The organism is Stenotrophomonas sp. Steno-Z1, assembly GCF_056393175.1.
In genome coordinates this window covers 958,837-977,080 of record NZ_JBWJPB010000001.1, presented here as the reverse complement: position 1 = coordinate 977,080, position 18,244 = coordinate 958,837, and the positions used below count along the sequence as shown (strand labels likewise).

The window sequence follows — 18,244 nt, the reverse complement described above, 5'->3', positions numbered from 1 at the left end:
AGATTCCATGAGCACTACCCTGACCCTGCAGCCCGGCGCGGTGACGCTGGCGCACTGGCGCGCCATCTACGACGGCGCCCGCGTGCGCCTGGACCCGGCCTCGGCCGCCGCCGTGCTGCGCAGCGCGCAGACCGTGGCCGACATCGTGGCCAGGGGCGCACCGGTGTATGGCATCAACACCGGCTTCGGCAAGCTGGCCAGCGTGCGCATCGAGCGCGACGACCTGGAAACCCTGCAGCGCAATATCGTGCTGTCGCATGCCGCGGGCGTGGGCGAGCCGATGCCGGCCCCGGTGGTGCGGCTGATGATGGCCCTCAAGCTGACCAGCCTCGCCCAGGGGGCGTCGGGCATCCGCCCGCAGACGCTGGCGCTGCTGGAAGCCTTCCTGCAGCACGACATCGTGCCGGTGATTCCCTGCCAGGGCTCGGTGGGCGCCTCCGGTGATCTGGCCCCGCTGTCGCACCTGGCCAGCGTCATGATCGGCGTGGGCGAAGCGTTCTCGAACGGTGAGCGCCTGCCCGCCGCCGAAGCGCTGGCGCGGCTCGGCCTGACCCCGCTGGTGCTGGGCGCCAAGGAGGGCCTGGCCCTGCTCAACGGCACCCAGTACTCCACCGCCTACGCGCTGGCAGGGCTGTTCGAGATCACCACCGTGTTCCAGGCCGCGCTGGTGACCGGCGCGCTGTCGGTGGAAGCGGCCAAGGGCTCGGACACCCCGTTCGATCCGCGCATCCACAGCATCCGCGGCCAGCGTGGCCAGATCGCCACTGCGGCCACGCTGCGTGCACTGATGCAGGGCTCGGCCATCCGTGAGTCGCACCGCGACAACGACGTGCGCGTCCAGGACCCGTACTGCCTGCGCTGCCAGCCGCAGGTGATGGGCGCGGCGTTCGATGTCATGCGCCAGGCCGCCACCACGCTGGCGATCGAGGCCAATGGCGTGTCCGACAACCCGCTGGTGTTCACCGACACCAACGAGGCGCTGAGCGGCGGCAACTTCCACGCCGAGCCGGTGGCCTTCGCCGCGGACATGCTGGCCATGGCGGTGTGCGAGATCGGCTCGATCAGCGAGCGTCGCACCGCGATGCTGGTCGACCCGGCCCTGTCCGGCTTGCCCGCCTTCCTTACCCCGAAGCCCGGCCTCAACTCCGGCTTCATGATCCCGCAGGTGACCGCCGCCGCGCTGGTCTCGGAGAACAAGCAGCGCGCCTACCCGGCCAGCGTCGATTCGATCCCGACCTCGGCCAACCAGGAAGACCACGTGTCGATGGCCGCGCACGGTGCGCGCCGCCTGCTGGCGATGGCCGAGAACGCGGCCAACGTGGTGGGCATCGAGCTGCTGGCTGCCGCGCAGGGCTGCGATTTCCACGCCCCGCTGCGCTCCAGCGACGCCCTGGAAGGCGTCCGCGCACGCCTGCGCGCGCAGGTGCCGACGCTGCAGGACGACCGCTATTTCCACCCGGACATGGTGGCCGCCACCACGCTGGTGCGCAGCGGCGCGTTGGCCGAGGGCCTGGCCGACGTGCTGCCGCAGGTGGAGCCACTGGCATGACCACGCACCCGGACTGGCTGCAGGTGCATGAAGGCGATGCGCCGCTGGTCGTCAGTTTTCCGCACACCGGCAGCGAGCTGCCGCACGACCTGATCGACCGCTACCACTCCCCGTGGCTGGCCCGCCGCGACGCCGACTGGTGGGTGCACGAGCTGTACGACTTCGCGCGGGGCATGGGCGCGACCACGGTGCGCTCGGCGATCTCGCGCTCGGTGATCGACCTCAACCGCGATCCCAGCGGCGTGTCGCTGTACCCGGGCCAGAACACCACCGGCCTGTGCCCGCTGACCACCTTCGACAACCAGCCGCTGTACCACGCGGGCATGGAACCGGACGACGCGGAAATTGCGCGCCGCCGCGACACCTATTTCGCGCCGTACCACGATGCACTGGCTGCGCAGATCGCGCGGCTGCGCCAGCGCCACGGCACGGTGGTGGTGTACGACGCGCACTCGATCCGCTCACATATCCCGCACCTGTTCGAGGGCGAACTGCCGCAGTTCAACCTCGGCACCGCCGGCCCGTCGGGCACGGTGGACACCGCCTGCGACAACGCGCTCAGCGATGTGGTGGACAACCTGTGCCGGATCAGCGGCCTGTCGCACGTGCGCAACGGCCGCTTCAAGGGCGGCTGGATCACCCGCCATTACAGCGACATCCCCGGCGGCGTGCACAGCCTGCAGATGGAACTGGCCTGCCGCGGTTACATGCACGAGCCGCTGCCCGACCAGGTGGACGAGCACAGCTGGCCCACCCCGCTCGACCCCGACCACGCCGCACCGCTGCGCCACACCCTGGCGCAGGTGCTCAACGCCTGCCTTGCATTTGCTACGAACCGGAGCGCCGCATGACCCGCAACGACCCGTCCCGCACCATCATCGCGCCCACCGGCAGCACGCTCACCGCCAAGAGCTGGCTCACCGAAGCACCGCTGCGCATGCTCATGAACAACCTGCATCCGGACGTGGCCGAGCGCCCGCAGGAACTGGTGGTGTACGGCGGCATCGGCCGCGCCGCGCGCGACTGGGAGAGCTTCGATGCCATCGTGGCGACGCTCACGCGCCTGGACGACGACCAGACCCTGCTGGTGCAGTCGGGCAAGCCCGTGGGCGTGTTCCGCACCCACGTGGACGCGCCGCGCGTGCTGATCGCCAACTCCAACCTGGTGCCGCGCTGGGCCAACTGGGACCACTTCAACGAGCTGGATAGGAAGGGCCTGGCGATGTACGGCCAGATGACCGCCGGCAGCTGGATCTACATCGGCGCCCAGGGCATCGTGCAGGGCACCTACGAAACCTTCGTGGAGATGGGCCGCCAGCATTACGACGGCAGCCTGGCCGGCAAGTGGCTGTTCACCGGTGGGTTGGGCGGCATGGGGGGCGCGCAACCGCTGGCGGCGGTGATGGCCGGTGCGTCGTGCCTCGCCGTGGAATGCCGCAAGAGCAGTATCGAAATGCGTCTGCGCACCGGCTACCTGGATACCTGGACCGACGACCTGGATGAAGCGCTGCGCCTGATCGAGGAATCGTGCACGGCCAAGAAGCCGCTGTCGGTCGGCCTGCTCGGCAATGTCGCCGACGTGCTGGACGAACTGCTGGTGCGCGGAGTCAAGCCGGACCTGCTGACCGACCAGACTTCCGCCCACGACCCGGTCAACGGCTACCTGCCGCAGGGCTGGACCGTCGAGGAATGGGACGACAAGCGCGTGTCCGCTCCCAAGGAGGTCGAAGCCGCCGCGCGCGCATCGATGGCCAACCACATCCGCGCCATGCTCGCCTTCCACGCGCTCGGCGTGCCGACCGTGGACTACGGCAACAACCTGCGCCAGATGGCGCTGGAAGAAGGCGTCGAGGATGCCTTCGACTTCCCCGGTTTCGTCCCGGCCTACATTCGGCCGCTGTTCTGCCGGGGCATCGGCCCGTTCCGCTGGGCCGCGCTCAGCGGCGACCCGGAAGACATCGCCAAGACCGATGCGAAGGTCAAGGAGTTGATTCCGGACAACCCGCACCTGCACCGCTGGCTCGACATGGCCGCCGAGAAGATCAAGTTCCAGGGCCTGCCCGCGCGCATCTGCTGGGTGGGCCTGGGCGATCGCGACCGGCTGGGACTGGCCTTCAACGAGATGGTCGCCAGCGGCGAGCTGAAGGCGCCGGTGGTGATCGGCCGCGACCACCTCGACAGCGGCAGCGTCGCCTCGCCGAACCGCGAAACCGAGGCGATGGCCGACGGTTCCGATGCGGTGTCCGACTGGCCCCTCCTCAACGCGTTGCTCAACACCGCCAGCGGCGCCACGTGGGTGTCACTGCACCACGGCGGTGGCGTGGGCATGGGCTTCTCGCAGCATGCCGGCATGGTGATCGTCTGCGACGGCACCGAAGCGGCCGCCAAGCGCATCGCGCGCGTGCTGTGGAACGACCCGGCCACGGGCGTGATGCGGCACGCCGACGCCGGGTACGACATCGCGGTGGAGTGCGCGAAGGAGAAGGGCCTGGATCTGCCGGGGATTCTGGGCTAAGGCACGCGGGTCTCGACCACCGGCCAGCACCTGCCGCCACGTAGAGCCACGCCATGCGTGGCTGCGCCTTGCATCCGGCACCGCGTGCAGCCACCCATGGGGTGGCTCTACGTGATGCAACGAAACGCCACGACACACCGGTCCGCGCACCGTAGAGCCACGCCATGCGTGGCTGCGCTTCAATCGGCACCGCGCGCAGCCACCCATGGGGTGGCTCTACGTGATGCAACGAAACGCCACGACAGACCGGTCCGCGCACCGTAGAGCCACGCCATGCGTGGCTGCGCTTCAATCCGGCACCGCGCGCAGCCACCCATGGGGTGGCTCTACGTGGTGCAACGAAACGCCACGACATACCGGCGCGCGCACCGTAGAGCCACGCCATGCGTGGCTGCGCTTCAATCCGGCACCGCGCGCAGCCACCCATGGGGTGGCTCTACGTGATGCAACGAAACGCCACGACAGACCGGTCCGCGCACCGTAGAGCCACGCCATGCGTGGCTGCGCTTCAATCCGGCACCGCGTGCAGCCACCCATGGGGTGGCTCTACGTGGTGCAACGAAATGCCCCGACAGACCGGCGCGCGCATCGTAGAGCCACGCCATGCGTGGCTGCACCTTGCGTCCGGCACCGCGTGCAGCCACCCATGGGGTGGCTCTACGTGGTGCAACGAAATGCCCCGACAGACCGGTCCGCGCACCGTAGAGCCACGCCATGCGTGGCTGCGCCTTACACGCAGATCGCCACCCCAGGAGCCCCGATTGCACCGGCTTCGGCAGCCACGCGTGGCATGGCTCTGCACTGCAACCCCGGCACTCAATCACCGCCATACGCCCATGACGGGTGACCTTTCAGGCAACACCTGTTAACTTGCGCGCCAGTTTTTTAGTTTACAGCCCTCCCCATGTCCCTGCTGTCGCATCGCCCTGCCCTTACCCGGATCTCCCTGGTCGTCGCCGCCGCACTGTCGGCCACCGCCCGCGCCGCCCCCCAGGCCACCACCCTCGACGTGGTCAACGTGACCGCCGCCAGCGAGACCGAGCAGGCCCGCGCGGCGCTCAAGCGCGTTCCCGGCGCCAGCAACGTGGTGGACCTGACCAACGCCGACCGCCGCCTGTCCACCAGCGCCGATGTGCTGGCCTACCAGCCGGGCGTCAGTGCGCAGTCGCCGGGCAATGAAGGCGCCAAGGTTTCGATCCGTGGCTCGGGCATCAACCGGGGTCCGGGCGCGCATGCCTCGGGGATTTCAGCGTCGCTGGATGGCCTGCCACTGACCGGCCCGGGGGGCACGCCGTATGAGCTGCTTGAGCCGCTGTGGCTGAGCCGGGCCGAGGTGCTGCGGGGTGCCAATGGGTTCGAGCGCGGCACGTTGTCGCTGGGCGGTGCCATCAATTACGTGAGCCGCAGTGGGCGCGATTCGGCCGGCCTGGACGTGCAGTACGAAGCCGGCAGCCGTGGCTACCAGAAGCGCAGCATCGGCTATGGCGGGGTGAGCGGCGATGTCGACTACTACCTGGCCTACACCGATACCGAGGCCGACGGCTACCAGCGCCACGCCGCCAGCGACGGCAAGGGGGCGATGGCCAACCTCGGCTGGCAGATCACCCCGCAGCTGGAAACCCGCTTCTTCGTGCGTTACCGCGAGACCAATCACGAAACGCCCGGGCGCCTGACCCGCGACCAGATCCGCAACGATCCGCGCGCGGCCAATCCGGCCAACCTGGCCATCGACGCGCGCCGTCCGCAGCCGGGCAGCACCTGGATCGGCAACATGACCAGCTGGCAGATCGACGAAGCTTCTTCGCTGCAGGCCGGGCTGGTGTACCACACGTACCCGATGGACTTGAACGAGAGCCTGTACCGGCAGCAGCTGGACTACAGCAACCTTAACGCCACACTCGACTACCGCCACCGGCATGTACTGTTCGGCCGCGACAGCGTGACCACCCTCGGCCTGCGCGTCACCCACGACCTCGATGCGGACGTGCGCGAGACCCTGCGATTTGCCAGCAACGGCTATGCCGCCGGGACGCACACGCGCGATTTCTCGCACCACGGCACCGACAGCACCCTGCGCGTCGGCAACGACCTGGCACTCACCGAGGCGCTGCACCTGCAGACCGGGCTGGCGCTGATCAATACCCGCCGCGATGTGCAGGTCACCTGGCCGGCCACGCCCGAGCGCCTGCGCGAGCAGCAGTGGGATTACGCACCGCGGCTGGGTGTCACCTGGCAGCAGACCCCGCAACTGCAGTGGTTCGGCAACCTGAGCCGCTCGGTCGAGCCGGCCCATCCGTGGTCGATGATCTGGGGCTCGAACCAGTACTTCGGCCCGGGTCATGGCGCCTCCACCGGCCGCCAGCGCGCGCCCGTGCCGCTGGACAACCAGACCGCCACCACGCTGGAACTGGGCGCGCGCGGCGACAGCGCGCTGGGCCGCTGGGAGCTGACCGGCTATTACGCCCGCGTGTTGCACGAACTGCTTACCGTGGAGGTAATGCCGGTACCGAACCTGTTCGTGGCCGAGAACAACGCCAGCCCGACCGTGCATCGCGGCCTGGAAGCGGGGCTGGACAGCACGCTGTGGGAAGGCCGCGAGGGCCGCCTGGCGCTGCGCCAGGCGTACACCTTCAGCGACTTCCGTTATCGCCATGACGCCGTGTTCGGCAGCAATCGCCTGCCGGGCTTGCCGCGCCATTACTACCAGGCCGAGCTGCGCTACGACCACCCGACCGGCTTCTATGCAGCGCTCAACACCGAGTACGCCTCGAAGATGTTCGTGGACTACGCCAACAGTGTCAGCGCCGACAGCCACGTGATCGTTGGCAGCCGGGTGGGCTATGACGCGCCCGGTGGACGCTGGCAGGCCTGGGCCGAGCTGCGCAATATCGGCGACCGCCATTACGCCGCCACGGTGACGCCGGGCTACAACGATGCCGGAAAGGATGTGGCGCGCTCGACCCCGGGCGAAGGCCGTGGCGTGTATGCCGGCGTGCGCTGGCGGTTCGAGTGACCGCCTGAGCGCAGCGTTGGCCGCGTTATGATCGCCGGCTCACATCGAGCGCAGGGAGCACGTGGATGACCGGACGTTTTGGCTATACCCATGGCGCGGTGCTGCGCCGCGACCGCCTGTACATCGCCGGGGTCGCGCTGGAGCTGGAGGAGCAGGACGTGCCCCACGCGATCCTGTTCGCCCGCCAGGGGGACGCGCTCGATACCTGGTCGTTCGAACAGCGCCTGGCCGGTCTGGTGGGCGTACCGCTGGAGGGGGTGGACACGGCGGTCACCGTGGGTGAGGAAGGGTATGTCGAGTGGACCGATGACGACGGTGCGGCCGAAGACCGCATCGGCGACGAGGATCCTGCTTCCTGGCCCAACCGCCTGCGCCGACTGCGTGGCGTGCGCCAGATCGATGGCGTGCTGTATGCGTTTGGTGCGGGCCGCCAGGTGCATCGGCGTGCGCTGGATGAGGCGGCTTGGGCGCGCTGCGACGCTGGCTGCCGGGTCGGTGCAGGCAGCGGTGATCCGAGCAGCGTGCATGACCTTGATGGCAGCGGCCAGCACGACCTGCTCGCGGTGGGCAGCGGCGGTGCGCTATGGCGCCGGACCAGCGCGGACTGGTCGGCATTGCCCACTGCCACCGACGAGGCGCTGCATTGCGTCTGCCGCAGCGCCGACGGCTACGTGGCGGCGGGCGACCGTGGCACCGTCCTTGTGATCGACGGCGCGCGCGCGCACGCGGTGGCGCACGCGCACGGCGAACACACGTTCTGCGGCATCGCGCCCGCATTCGGCCGTGTGTACCTGTGCAGCGAGGCGGGCGCCCTGTTCCAGCTCCAGGGCCAGGTCCTCTCGCCAGTGGACGTGACGCCGGATCCGCAGGGCGGCGGGCACCTCTCCAGTGCCGATGGAGTGTTGCTCTGGGTGACCGCTGCCCAGGTGCGCAGCTTCGACGGCACGCACTGGCGGGACATCACCCCGGAATGACGGCGCGGTCGGCGCCCGTGCCACCGGCGTGCAACCAGTAAAAGTACTGGGCCGATCCGCGGGGATTTGCCGTGGTGCGCGCTGCGCGCCTGCTCGACACTGGCGGCATTCCCGTCGCTGGAGCCTGCCGTGATCTCCTCCGCAACACGCGCCCTGTGCGCGCTTACGCTGGCGGTGTGTGCCGTGGCCCTGGCCACGCCCAGGACACGCCCACCGCGGCGACCACCCGCTTCGCGTTGCTGGACCGCAACCACGACGGCACGCTCAGTGCGGACGAGTACGACAGCGGTGCGGTGTTCCGCGAACTGGACACCAACCAGAACTACCGGATCAGTCTGGATGAACTGCAGGCCGCGCTGGGCCCGGATCGGGATGGGCAGCTCTCTGCGGCCGACCGTCTGCGCGTGGCCGACCTCAACGGCGATGGCGACCTCAGTGGCGAGGAAGCGGGCCGGTTCGCGCAAATGCGCTTCGAGGGCCTGGATACCAACCACGACGAGCAGCTGGATCTGGCCGAGTTCCAGAGCGGGTTCCGCCGGTAGTCAGATCGCACTGGCCTGCGCAAAGACCGCCAGGTACATCGCCACCACCGCGATGCTGCCGGCGACCAGCATCGAGGCCAGGCCGACCACGCCGGCCAGCCAGCGCCCATGCATGCCGCCGAAGCGCCAGACCAGCAACACCACCAAGGGCCCCAACCACGCCACCGGGTAGCCCGCGGCGAATGCAGTGGTGAACGACGGCGGCGCCATGCCCTGCGCCTGCAGGGGGGCCAGCAACCGTGGCAGGATCACGGCCCCCATCAGGGTCGTCAGCAGTGCGGTCACCCCACTGGTGGCCAGACCCACCACCAGTGCGCCCGCCCCAACGGCGCGGTAGGCGGTCAATGTCGTCACTCCTGCCATGGTCATGTATCCCGTAAGGTCTGCAGCACATCCACCAAGGTAGTGGCGTGCGGTGCGATCTCCTGCGCGATCCAGCCGAGCGCGGCGAAGAACAGCAGTACGCCGAGCAGTGGCCAAACGGTATGCGCAAGGCACAACCGCCACCAGCCCTGCGCCTGCATGCCCTGCATGCGCCGGTACAGGCCGCCGGCGATGGCCGCATCGACCAGCAGTTCGGCCATGAGCACCGGCGCTGTCCAGACCACCCAACTGGCCGCCACCACGGCGGCAGCCACGACAGCCACGACACCAAGCAGCGCGAGGATCGGTAGACCTGCTTCGTCATCGGCAAGGTCCAGCATCGCGCCATCGCTGGCGCTGCTGGACGTGCTCCCCTCGCCCCACGAGGCGGAGGCACCGCCGCCACCGGAGCGACCGCCACTGCCGAACCAGTCCGGTCCCGCGCCGGGTGCGGCGGAACCGCCCGCCCCACCGGCATCCGGGAGCACCGCATCGGCAGCGACATCGCCGCGCCAGCGCAACCATGCCCACATCAGCAGCAGGAAGATGGCATACGCCAGCAGCACCGCCAGCGGATAGCGCAGCAGCATCGTATCGATGCCGCCCACTCGCAGCAGGTGCGAGGCCAGCAGCCCGGCGACGCCGGTGACCAGCACGATGGCCGCCATCTGCAGGCGCGGCCAGCCGCCGCGCTGGAGCTGCTGGCGGGCACGCGCGATTTCGCTGCCGCGGGTCAACGGCAGCAGCAGCGGGTGGCTGGGCCGTGGTACGCGCCGCTTCACGCATCCGCCTGCTTGGTCACCGCTTCGATGCGATGGCCATCGGGATCGATCACGAAGGCGGCGTAGTAGTGATCGCCATAGTCCGGGCGCAATCCAGCCGCGCCGTTGTCCTGGCCGCCGGCGAGCAGCGCGGCGTGATGGAAGGCATTGACGGCAGTGCGCGTGGGCGCACTGAAGGCAAGATGGAAACCCGGTCCAGGCGCGGCCGCATCATCGTGCAGCTTCAAGCACAGCAGGTCCTCATCGTCGACCCGCCCATAGCCAATCGCGGTGTCGTCCTCGAACACACGGCGATAGCCCAGTGCACCCAGCACGGCATCGTAGAACGCGCCGGCCAAGGCGAGGTCGCGGACCCCAAGTGAAACATGATGCAGCACGAGGACGTCCTTGCCGTGGGATGCGGAATGCATGCCCGCATTCTAGGGCCGTTGCAGACGTCCGTGAACACGCACCCCCACGCGCTGAACCGCTACGCCGCCCGGATGGTGGCCGGGACCAGGCAAGGCGCGTGATCGGCGGTGGCAAGCGCCTGCAGGCGTTCACGTCCCCGCACTTCCACTTCGCGCCCGTCGACCATGACCAGCCCTTCAGCCTGGAACCGGCGCAGCAAGCGGCTCAACGTCTCCGGTGCCAGGCGCAGATAGCTGGCGATATCCATTCGCGACATGGTGAGCTGCCAGTGGGTGGAGGAGTAGCCGCGCGCGGCCATGCGATCGGCCATGCCGATCAGGAACGCAGCCAGGCGCTCGTCGGCGTTGGTGCTGCACGACAACCGCGCCGCGCGCGCGATCTCGCGGCTCATCATGCCGAACAACCGCGCCTGCAGTGCAGGCATCCGGGTGGTCAGGTCCAGCGCACGCTGGAAGGGCAACCTGCACACCGTCACCGTATCCAGCGCCACGGCGTTGCACGGATAGCGGCCCTCGTCGATGGCGCTGAAGCCGATGACATCGCCGGGCATGTGGAACCCCAGGATCTGCTCGCGGCCTGCGCGATCGACCGCGTAGGTCTTGACCGTGCCCAATCGGACCACCGAGATGCACCGGAACGGGTCGCCCTGGTGGAACAGGAAACTCCCGGCATGCGCCGGGGCGGCGTGCTCGATCAACGCATCCAGCTCACCCAACAGGTCCGCGCCCACCGCTCCGGAAAAGCACGCCGGACCCAGCGGGCAGGCGTCGCACTCCCAGCAGCGCGCCGACGGCGTGACAACACTCCTGGCCATGGTCGAGATCTCCAGCTCTGGATGCCGCCCCCTTCCCCACCCCATTGCAGCCAACCGTGCCACCGCTAGCAGGTTATTTTGTGCGATGCCGCGGTGCAATGTCGCCACCACCAGTATTTCTACTGGTCACCCACATTCAGCTTATCCGGCGCGGTTGGATGAAGCGTTTGGCCGACCGAAACCCCCGCCAGGGCCATCGCTCCGTCGCTTGACCCACATCAAGTGCCAACCCGGCCCGTCGACCTAACGTGTGGGTACCGGGCACATCGCCGTCGCTTACCCCGTCCCCGCCCATCTCTGGAGCCTTTCCCATGAACCGCACGTTCCGCCTCATATCGCTGGCACTGATCCTCGCTGCGGCTGGCGCAAGCCAGGCCCAGCAGCCCACCGTCAACATCGGCGAGCGTCACGGCAACCTGCGCGCCGCCCAGGAGCACATCGTGCAGGCGTATCAACTGATCGGCGTGGCACAACAGGACAACGACTCACGCCTGGGCGGCCATGCCGGACGCGCACGCGAACTGCTGATCCAGGCCGACCAGGAGCTGCGCCAGGCGGCGAATGTCGCCAACAACAACGGACGACCGTAATGAACCAGGCCTCTGCGGCCTGGCCGTCGCGGAGGCCGGCAGGCGGGTCACGCAGGCGTCGCGAGGCTACATGCCTGCCATGGATGTCGAGCGTGCACGCGGCGGAGTGGCGGCCAGGGCGGTGACGATCCGGCGGGCCACCTGCGCCTCGTCTGCGGTACGGCCGAAGTGGTCGACATAGCGGCCTTCGCGGTCGAGCAGGAACAGGAAGGTGGAATGGTCCATCATGTACTGTCCGCGACTGCCATACGGAACCTTCTGGTAATACACGTGGTAGCGGTCGGTGACCTCGGCAATCTGCGCCGGTGTGCCGGTCAGCCCCACGAAGTCCGGCCCGAATACCGACACGTAGGCCTTCATCCTGGCCGGTGTATCGCGGGCGGGATCAACGCTGACGAAGATCGGGACCAACGATGGCCCGCCCAGCGACCGCACGCGCCGGGCAATGCGCGCCACGCGCGCCAGGTCGGTGGGACACACATCCGGGCAGGAGGTAAACCCGAAATACAGCAGCGCCGGTTTGCCTTGGAAGCTGCGCTCGGTGACCTCGCGTCCACTCTGGTCGGTAAGTTTGAACGCGCCGCCAGTCCGCGGCGGGCTCTGCGCCGCCAGCGGTGACATCAGCAGCAGCGACACCACAAGAGCAGCCGCGAGGGCCTGCCATCGGGATCGTTCCATGTCAGTGCGCTCCACTGTACGTCAGTGCGAAGCCGACCAGGTTGGAATCCTGTCCACCCCGCGACTGGCTGCCGACGGACAGGGCAACGGTCAATTGACCGGTCACCCGGTAGCCGCAACTCAGTTCGTTGAGGTAGTCGTGCCGTCCGGCTCCCGGTGCCCACGGCCGCCGTTTGTCGGTGCGGGTGGCGCCCACGACCCAGCGGCCATAATCGATCGTGACCGAGGTGGTGAGGTAGCGGGTGTCGTTGCCGGCGACGGCGTCTTCGTTCTGCACGGCCGCGTACTCCAGCAGCGGTACGACGTCGACGTAGCGGCCGCGCAACGTGGTGTCCAGGTCGGCGCTGGAATCGGGTGCCCAGATGTAGCGCGCTGAGACGATGCGGATCACTTCATCGTCGGCAGGCCCGGTGCCTGGCTGCGCCGGCCCGGCGCGGTTTCGCATGTAGCCGGCCTGCAGTTCCAGGAACGGCAGTGCGGGAATCGCATCCCAGTTCACCGTCAACGCGTAGGAATTCAGTTTGCCGGTGTTGGCCGGGCCGCCGTCGGCACGCTGGGCGCGCCCACCACTACGGAAGAACGGCCGGCTCAACTCGGTGGTGTCGGCGGTGTAGAGATTGACCCCGCCCTGCAGCATCCCCAGCCTCTGGCCGAACCAGCGATACGCGTAGGTTGCGCCGAGCACGCCGCCCAGATCGTAGGTCGAGACGAAATCACTGGTATACAGCCCCGGTGCGGCATCCATCGCGCGCCCGAACGGCACCTGCAGTTTGCCCACCTGCAGCTGCGTGTGCTGGGTGAGCGCGTAGTAATTGAGCTCATTGACCACCAGGCCGATGTCACCGAAGGTGCGTTTCTCACCCGCGCCCGGCGGGTTGATCGGGTTGAGTTCGGTGGACAGCCGGATCTGGTCGTTGGGGCTGAACCGCACGTAGAAACTGCTCTGGATGTCAGGGTAGAAATCGGTGGTGTCGCGCGGCGCGATGGCCCCATCGCCCTCGATGCGGCTGACGTCATACTGCATCACCGCGCTGTAATCCATGCCGAAATTGGGGTAATACCCCTTGTCGGCACGGGCCTCGCCGGACAGCACGGCCAACCCGCCCACGATGCCCAGCGCCAGGCTGCGTCTGCATAGTGCGTCCATCACGGACCCTCCGGAGGCAGCTGCACATTGGCCGGCAGGGTGAACTCGCGCCCGCTGTTCGTGAGGTAGCTGCAGGTCTGGTTGTCGCCGTAGATGCCCCCCAGCGGCGCCAGCTTTACCGCCTGCGCATAATCCTCGGGGCGTACCACCTGGATCACCTGCATCATCCCGCCGTCTTCGTGTTCGAGGATGTGGCAGTGGTAGACGAACTTGCCCAGCATCACCGGGTCACGGAACGGGATGCGCACTGTGATCGAGCCGCGCGCGGGGATGAACACCGTATCGCGGTAGCCGCTGAACGGCACCGGCTTGTCGTTGATCGCCACCACCTGGAAATCGGTCTGATGGATATGGAACTGGTGCAGTTCCTGGGAGGGGTTGTACAGCCTCCACTCCTCCACATCGCCCAGCTTGACGGTGGTATTCACGCGGCGCGGATCGAAGCGCTCGCCATTGATCAGGAATGCATCGCCGTCGGTGGCCGAATCCTGGAAGGCGAACTGGCGGACGTTGGCGACCTTCACCTTGCCCAGGTCCTCCAGCACCGGGTATGCACTGGAAATGCTGCGTGTTGCCAGGGCCGCACCGGTCACCCGCAGCGTGGCGATGCGCGCGCCCTTGTACTGATCGCCGGCCGCACCGGTGTTGCCGGCGGCCAACTCCACGGCATGGTCGCCCGTAGGGGCGCCCACCACCAGGATGCTGAAGCGTGCCGACGGCCCGATCAGCAGTTCGTCGGTCATCACCCGCTTGTTCACCGTGTTGCCGTCGCGCGAGAGGATCTGCACGTTCTGGCCGTTGATGCGGATCCGGAAATACTGGTTGGCCGAGATGTTCATCAGGTGCCACAGCTGGGTTTCGCCCGGCTGGATCGTGATCACTGGATCGGCTTGCCCGTTGACGGTGCGGATGGACGGTGCGCTGGTGACGATTTCGCTGGCCAGCCTGCCGGTCAGGGTCTTCTGGAAGTTGCGCAGGACCAGCACGCGTTCCGTGATGCCCTTCAGTTCCGGGAACGGATCCAGGAGGCCGTCGACCAGGATCGGCCCGGCGATGCCCGATTCCACCTGACGCTGCGCGCCGCCGTGGAAATGGCTGTGGTACCAGTAAGCGCCAGGACTGTGGTCGGGTGGCAGCTTGAAGCGGTACAGACCCTTTTCGTGCGGGCCGACCTCGCGGAAGATGCTGTCGCCCGAGTCCAGTGGGGTGACGGTCATCCCGTGGAAATGCAGGTTGGTCTTCTCGTCCATCTGGTTGTCCAGCGTGATCGACACCGTGCCACCGGGACGGGTGCGGATCAGCGGCGCGTCGTAGTCCCCGTTGAACACCAGCGCGCGATAGGGTTGCCCGCCTACCGACACCGCCGACATCGCCGGGCGCAACGTGCCCTTGCTGATGCCGTCGGCCCCGTAGCGGATTTCCGCCGGCGACTGCAGCAGCGCGCCGGGTGCGGCGGTGTCCAGCGGGGATTGGGCCACGGTGGCCCCGGTCCACAGCAGCGTGCCGATCAGCACCACGGCGTAAAGATCGTGCAGCCGTCGTGTGCGTGACGGATGCGGGGGAATGGCGGGATGATCCATGGATGTACCTGCTAGGCGACGGTTCCGGGGGTGGGATCAGGTACCGGCAATGGCCCAGGTGATGAAGCCGGTGGCGACGGCACTCAGCGCCAACCCGGCCAGGAACAGCCAGTCGGCCATCACCTCCAGCATCCGGTTGCGCTTGCGCCTGCGTGTGCGCAGCGCGCCATAGGCACACAGGCACGAGGCCAGGTAGATCAGCGAATCGATGCTGAGCAGGTCATCGCCCAGGGTGTCCACCTTGCGCAGCACTGTGACCACGTGCAGCACCCCGACCACGGTCATGCACACGCCCAGCATCGCGGCCGACGTGGTGAAAATGTGGACGCAGATGTCCTCGTCCAGATGCGCATTGCGTGGCAGTGACGGGTCAGGTGGGGGCGACGGAACCGGGGCCATTGGCGTTCTCGCTGGCAGCGTCCGGAAACGCTCCGGGCACGGGTCAGCCCGACCTTAGCGAGTGCCATCCGCCCACTTCATGACCTGGATCAAGCCGACGCGGATCATGCGGCCGGGCGCGCGCATTCAGCCGTCGGCGACGCGCGGACGTGGTGGCCGCGGGCTTGACCAGGATCAAGCCACCTTCACTGCCTGCGCGGCATGGTGCGCACTGGTCCCGCACGCGCGCCGCTGCGCCTCCTGCCTGCCATGTGGAATGACTTCAGCCATACCTTCCTGGTGATCTTCACCAGCCTGCTGCCGGTGATCAATCCGCCCGGGGCGGCATTGCTGGTGCTCGGCCTCCTGCCTGACGCCACCGTGGCCCAGCGCGCGCGGGTGGCGCGTGCGGTCGCGTTCAACAGCCTGGTGATGCTCGCTGCATCCATCGGAATCGGCGCTTACGTGCTCTCGTTCTTCGGCATTTCCATTCCGGTGCTGCGGCTGGCCGGTGGCCTGGTGATCGCCGCCACCGGCTGGCGCCTGCTGCAGGCCCCGGCGCAGAGCGAACACGGCACGCTCGCCGGCGCGGCGCAGGCGGAGGCACGGGAGGACGTCGACGCCACGTTGGAATCGCAGTTGTTCTACCCCTTCACGCTGCCGCTCACGGTCGGTCCCGGCTCGATCGCGGTGGCCATTGCGGTGGGCACGAGCTCCCCTGCCGAAGGACCGGAGACGGTGCATGTCGCTGCCGCGGCCAGTGCGCTGGTCGCGTTGTGCGTGCTGATCTACCTGTGCATGCGCTATGCCGGCCGCCTGCAATCGCTGCTCGGGCGCACCGGTACCCAGGTCGTGTTGCGGCTGCTGGCATTCGTGCTGCTGTGCATCGGCGTGCAGATCGGCTGGCTGGGATTGTCTGAGCTACTGGGGCTGCCGGGCGTGCATTGAAGCACCCCGATGGCGCGTACTCATGCCGTGCGGGGCGCCTCCGCCAGCGCCAGCAACTGCGTGGCCACCCGATCAAACGGCCCGATGTCCTGCATCGCCCGGCACATCGCCACCGCGCCCTCCACGCCGGCGATGATCATGGTCGCCTGCACGGCCGCCTGCGCGGGGGCGTGGCCGGCCTCGATCAGCGCGTTGCCAAGCCGCTGCTCCCAGCGTGCGAACACCACCGCCGCCGCCCCCCGTGCCTGGCTCGGCACCGCCTCCACCGGCGCTTCCACCGACGCGGCCAGCACCGGGCAGCCGGCATCGAAGTTGCTGCGCAGCAGGCGCTCGCGCCACAACTGCAGGAACTGCGCGATACCCGATGCGGCGCCCTCCTGCAGCAGCTTTTCGAGCAGGGCATCCACCTTGTCACCGGCCAACGTGGTGGCGCGGGCCAACAGTTCCTGCTTGCCACCGGGGAAGTGATGGTAGGTCGAGCCGAGTGGCGCGTGGGCCGCCTTGGTCACCTCGCGGATGCTGGTGGCGTTGAGCCCCACCCGCGCGAGCATGTCCGCTGCGGCGGCGACCACACGTTGCGGTGCATCGGTCGTTCGCGGTCCCATGGCCCCTCCTTGCTAAGACAGTCGTCATAGCCTAGCGTATCCGCTCTATTACAGTCGTCATATTCCGCATGAATCTCTGGTTCCGCCTGCTCTACCTGCTCCTGTGTAGTTACTTCCGCCCGCGCCTGGCGGCACCGTTCGGGGTCTCCAGACTGCCGTTCCGGGTGCTGCCCAACGACCTGGACAGCAACCTGCACATGACCAACGGGCGCTACTGGAACATCTTCGACCTGGGCCGGCTGGACCTGATCCTGCGCATGGGCCTGGGCCGGGTGGCGCTGCGCGAGAAGTGGGCGCCGATCGTGGGCGCCGGCACCATCCAGTTCCGCCGCGAGCTCAAGCCGTTCCAGCGCTTCACCCTGGAAACGCGCCTGGTCGGCTGGGTGGGCACGCGGGTGATCATGGAGCAACGGGTACTGTTGGGTGAGGACACGATCGCCACCCGCGCCCTGCTGGTGACCGGCATCTACGACCGTCGCCAGCGCCGCTTCGTGGACATGCCGCGCATGATGCAGTCCATCGGCGCCGAGGATGTGCCCTCCCCGCCGCTCGGCAAGGCCGCCGACGCCTTGCTGGCGGCCGACGCCGCGCTCAAGCAGGACGACGCCTGAGCCGCCCTCGCGTCACGGTGCCGCGCGCACCGGCCGCACCTGCTCGACCTGCACCCTCTGGCTCCTGCCGCCCACGTGCAGCACGTACTCGAAGGTCTGCTTCATCGTGCTGTAGGCCTTGCCGTCGGGCGCGCCGTAGTTCGCGCCCACGCTGAGGGTGTGGCGGCCGCGCGGCAATGGCGTGAGCATCAGCCAGTAGCCGTCGGCTGCGGCCAGCGCCGAGGTGTCATCCTCCGGATCGAGGCGGAAACAGCCGTTGCTGGACACCCGGTGCGCCCGCATGTCGCCCAGCGGCTGCCCATCCAGGAGGACCACCGCGCTGAGCAGGTGCTCGTTGTTGACCGCCGCGCGCGCCTGCAGCGCCGTGCACTCACGCCGCCCGGGCGACGCGAAGATCACCATGTTGATGATCGGCAGCAGCAGGTGCTTGCCTTCGGGAATCACGCACTCGCGACGCGGCTGGAAACGACCGTTGGTACCCGCCAGGAACCACACCGGCCCGTCCTGGTCGATGTCGCACAGGCGGCCGTCGGGGTCCATGTACGGCGCAATCGGCCGCGCCGCCGCCCACCGCCACCACTGTTCCGTCCAGCCGGCCAGCGTGGTGCCCTGCACCGCCGCGCGCGTGATCGGCGCGGCCTCCGCCTGCGGGCTCCCCGCGTTCGCAGCGGTCATGGTCATGGCCAGGGCCGTCAACACGCCCCTCCCCACGCCGGCCAGGCGCGCCTGCAGTCGTTCGTGCAT

The 18,244-nt window shown here is 68.4% G+C and carries 19 protein-coding genes; 9 read left to right on the top strand and 10 right to left on the bottom strand.

Annotation, left to right across the window (positions count from 1 at the left end):
* Window positions 1-7: 7 nt before the first annotated feature.
* The 6 genes from hutH (at window position 8) to AC06FD_RS04195 (ending at window position 8,593) form a co-directional block, all read left to right on the top strand.
* Window positions 8-1,549 carry a histidine ammonia-lyase gene (gene hutH, locus AC06FD_RS04220; RefSeq protein ID WP_259203138.1) on the top strand — a complete coding sequence of 514 codons (1,542 nt, stop codon included), beginning with the start codon at window positions 8-10 and terminating at the stop codon, window positions 1,547-1,549.
* Entirely contained in the window at window positions 1,546-2,400 is an 855-nt protein-coding gene (gene hutG, locus AC06FD_RS04215; RefSeq protein WP_478077046.1) for an N-formylglutamate deformylase, read from the top strand. Before hutH ends, hutG begins: the two co-directional genes overlap by 4 nt.
* Window positions 2,397-4,064: a urocanate hydratase gene (gene hutU / locus AC06FD_RS04210; RefSeq protein ID WP_478047008.1), complete on the top strand. Its 1,668-nt coding sequence runs from the start codon at window positions 2,397-2,399 to the stop codon at window positions 4,062-4,064. Before hutG ends, hutU begins: the two co-directional genes overlap by 4 nt.
* A 904-nt stretch (window positions 4,065-4,968) precedes the next feature.
* The gene (locus AC06FD_RS04205) at window positions 4,969-7,077 is read left to right on the top strand and encodes a TonB-dependent receptor family protein (protein WP_478077045.1); all 2,109 of its coding nucleotides are present in this window, start codon (window positions 4,969-4,971) and stop codon (window positions 7,075-7,077) included.
* A 65-nt stretch (window positions 7,078-7,142) separates the two neighbouring features.
* Window positions 7,143-8,051: a hypothetical protein gene (locus AC06FD_RS04200; RefSeq protein WP_478077044.1), complete on the top strand. Its 909-nt coding sequence runs from the start codon at window positions 7,143-7,145 to the stop codon at window positions 8,049-8,051.
* Between the two features lie 155 nt (window positions 8,052-8,206).
* On the top strand, window positions 8,207-8,593 hold the full coding sequence (locus AC06FD_RS04195; RefSeq protein WP_478077043.1) for an EF-hand domain-containing protein: 387 nt from the start codon (window positions 8,207-8,209) through the stop codon (window positions 8,591-8,593).
* Here AC06FD_RS04195 and AC06FD_RS04190 read toward each other — a convergent pair whose 3' ends face one another.
* From AC06FD_RS04190 to AC06FD_RS04175, 4 genes are all read right to left on the bottom strand, one after another.
* Window positions 8,594-8,938: a hypothetical protein gene (locus tag AC06FD_RS04190; protein WP_478077042.1), complete on the bottom strand. Its 345-nt coding sequence runs from the start codon at window positions 8,936-8,938 to the stop codon at window positions 8,594-8,596.
* 20 nt (window positions 8,939-8,958) lie between these two features.
* Entirely contained in the window at window positions 8,959-9,738 is a 780-nt protein-coding gene (locus AC06FD_RS04185; protein WP_478077041.1) for a hypothetical protein, read from the bottom strand.
* Window positions 9,735-10,115: a VOC family protein gene (locus AC06FD_RS04180; RefSeq protein WP_478077364.1), complete on the bottom strand. Its 381-nt coding sequence runs from the start codon at window positions 10,113-10,115 to the stop codon at window positions 9,735-9,737. Before AC06FD_RS04180 ends, AC06FD_RS04185 begins: the two co-directional genes overlap by 4 nt.
* Before the next feature lie 92 nt (window positions 10,116-10,207).
* Window positions 10,208-10,963, bottom strand: a complete 756-nt coding sequence (locus tag AC06FD_RS04175; RefSeq protein ID WP_478077040.1) for a cyclic nucleotide-binding domain-containing protein — start codon at window positions 10,961-10,963, stop codon at window positions 10,208-10,210.
* A gap of 311 nt (window positions 10,964-11,274) precedes the next feature.
* Here AC06FD_RS04175 and AC06FD_RS04170 point away from each other — a divergent pair, with 311 nt between their 5' ends.
* Window positions 11,275-11,553, top strand: a complete 279-nt coding sequence (locus AC06FD_RS04170) for a hypothetical protein (protein WP_259203149.1) — start codon at window positions 11,275-11,277, stop codon at window positions 11,551-11,553.
* A gap of 66 nt (window positions 11,554-11,619) precedes the next feature.
* On the opposite strand, the gene AC06FD_RS04165 is transcribed toward AC06FD_RS04170, so the two are convergent.
* From AC06FD_RS04165 to AC06FD_RS04150, 4 genes are read right to left on the bottom strand one after another with little or no spacing between them, the layout of a single operon-like run.
* Window positions 11,620-12,231: an SCO family protein gene (locus AC06FD_RS04165; RefSeq protein WP_478077039.1), complete on the bottom strand. Its 612-nt coding sequence runs from the start codon at window positions 12,229-12,231 to the stop codon at window positions 11,620-11,622.
* A 1-nt stretch (window position 12,232) separates the two neighbouring features.
* Window positions 12,233-13,378: a hypothetical protein gene (locus tag AC06FD_RS04160; protein WP_478077038.1), complete on the bottom strand. Its 1,146-nt coding sequence runs from the start codon at window positions 13,376-13,378 to the stop codon at window positions 12,233-12,235.
* The gene (locus tag AC06FD_RS04155) at window positions 13,378-14,958 is read right to left on the bottom strand and encodes a multicopper oxidase family protein (RefSeq protein ID WP_478077037.1); all 1,581 of its coding nucleotides are present in this window, start codon (window positions 14,956-14,958) and stop codon (window positions 13,378-13,380) included. The genes AC06FD_RS04160 and AC06FD_RS04155 overlap by 1 nt, the downstream gene beginning before the upstream one ends.
* A gap of 36 nt (window positions 14,959-14,994) precedes the next feature.
* Window positions 14,995-15,357, bottom strand: a complete 363-nt coding sequence (locus tag AC06FD_RS04150) for a hypothetical protein (protein WP_259203154.1) — start codon at window positions 15,355-15,357, stop codon at window positions 14,995-14,997.
* Between the two features lie 249 nt (window positions 15,358-15,606).
* Here AC06FD_RS04150 and AC06FD_RS04145 point away from each other — a divergent pair, with 249 nt between their 5' ends.
* On the top strand, window positions 15,607-16,284 hold the full coding sequence (locus AC06FD_RS04145) for a MarC family protein (RefSeq protein WP_478077036.1): 678 nt from the start codon (window positions 15,607-15,609) through the stop codon (window positions 16,282-16,284).
* Window positions 16,285-16,304: 20 nt separating this feature from the next.
* On the opposite strand, the gene AC06FD_RS04140 is transcribed toward AC06FD_RS04145, so the two are convergent.
* Window positions 16,305-16,889, bottom strand: coding sequence for a TetR/AcrR family transcriptional regulator (locus tag AC06FD_RS04140; protein WP_478077035.1), 585 nt, complete (start codon window positions 16,887-16,889; stop codon window positions 16,305-16,307).
* 68 nt (window positions 16,890-16,957) lie between these two features.
* On the opposite strand from AC06FD_RS04140, the gene AC06FD_RS04135 reads away from it, so the two are divergent.
* A complete protein-coding gene (locus AC06FD_RS04135) occupies window positions 16,958-17,500 on the top strand; it encodes a thioesterase family protein (protein ID WP_478077034.1) in 543 nt (180 codons plus the stop codon).
* 12 nt (window positions 17,501-17,512) lie between these two features.
* On the opposite strand, the gene AC06FD_RS04130 is transcribed toward AC06FD_RS04135, so the two are convergent.
* A complete protein-coding gene (locus tag AC06FD_RS04130) occupies window positions 17,513-18,244 on the bottom strand; it encodes a hypothetical protein (RefSeq protein WP_478077033.1) in 732 nt (243 codons plus the stop codon).

Bases quoted from the DNA above. Each gene is read 5' to 3' on its own strand.
- hutH (WP_259203138.1), top strand. From the start codon at position 8: ATGAGCACTACCCTGACCCTGCAGCCCGGCGCGGTGACGCTGGCGCAC.
- hutG (WP_478077046.1), top strand. From the start codon at position 1,546: ATGACCACGCACCCGGACTGGCTGCAGGTGCATGAAGGCGATGCGCCG.
- hutU (WP_478047008.1), top strand. From the start codon at position 2,397: ATGACCCGCAACGACCCGTCCCGCACCATCATCGCGCCCACCGGCAGC.
- AC06FD_RS04205 (WP_478077045.1), top strand. From the start codon at position 4,969: ATGTCCCTGCTGTCGCATCGCCCTGCCCTTACCCGGATCTCCCTGGTC.
- AC06FD_RS04200 (WP_478077044.1), top strand. From the start codon at position 7,143: ATGACCGGACGTTTTGGCTATACCCATGGCGCGGTGCTGCGCCGCGAC.
- AC06FD_RS04175 (WP_478077040.1), bottom strand. From the start codon at position 10,963: ATGGCCAGGAGTGTTGTCACGCCGTCGGCGCGCTGCTGGGAGTGCGAC.
- AC06FD_RS04170 (WP_259203149.1), top strand. From the start codon at position 11,275: ATGAACCGCACGTTCCGCCTCATATCGCTGGCACTGATCCTCGCTGCG.
- AC06FD_RS04165 (WP_478077039.1), bottom strand. From the start codon at position 12,231: ATGGAACGATCCCGATGGCAGGCCCTCGCGGCTGCTCTTGTGGTGTCG.
- AC06FD_RS04160 (WP_478077038.1), bottom strand. From the start codon at position 13,378: ATGGACGCACTATGCAGACGCAGCCTGGCGCTGGGCATCGTGGGCGGG.
- AC06FD_RS04155 (WP_478077037.1), bottom strand. From the start codon at position 14,958: ATGGATCATCCCGCCATTCCCCCGCATCCGTCACGCACACGACGGCTG.
- AC06FD_RS04150 (WP_259203154.1), bottom strand. From the start codon at position 15,357: ATGGCCCCGGTTCCGTCGCCCCCACCTGACCCGTCACTGCCACGCAAT.
- AC06FD_RS04145 (WP_478077036.1), top strand. From the start codon at position 15,607: ATGTGGAATGACTTCAGCCATACCTTCCTGGTGATCTTCACCAGCCTG.
- AC06FD_RS04140 (WP_478077035.1), bottom strand. From the start codon at position 16,889: ATGGGACCGCGAACGACCGATGCACCGCAACGTGTGGTCGCCGCCGCA.
- AC06FD_RS04135 (WP_478077034.1), top strand. From the start codon at position 16,958: ATGAATCTCTGGTTCCGCCTGCTCTACCTGCTCCTGTGTAGTTACTTC.
- AC06FD_RS04130 (WP_478077033.1), bottom strand. From the start codon at position 18,244: ATGCACGAACGACTGCAGGCGCGCCTGGCCGGCGTGGGGAGGGGCGTG.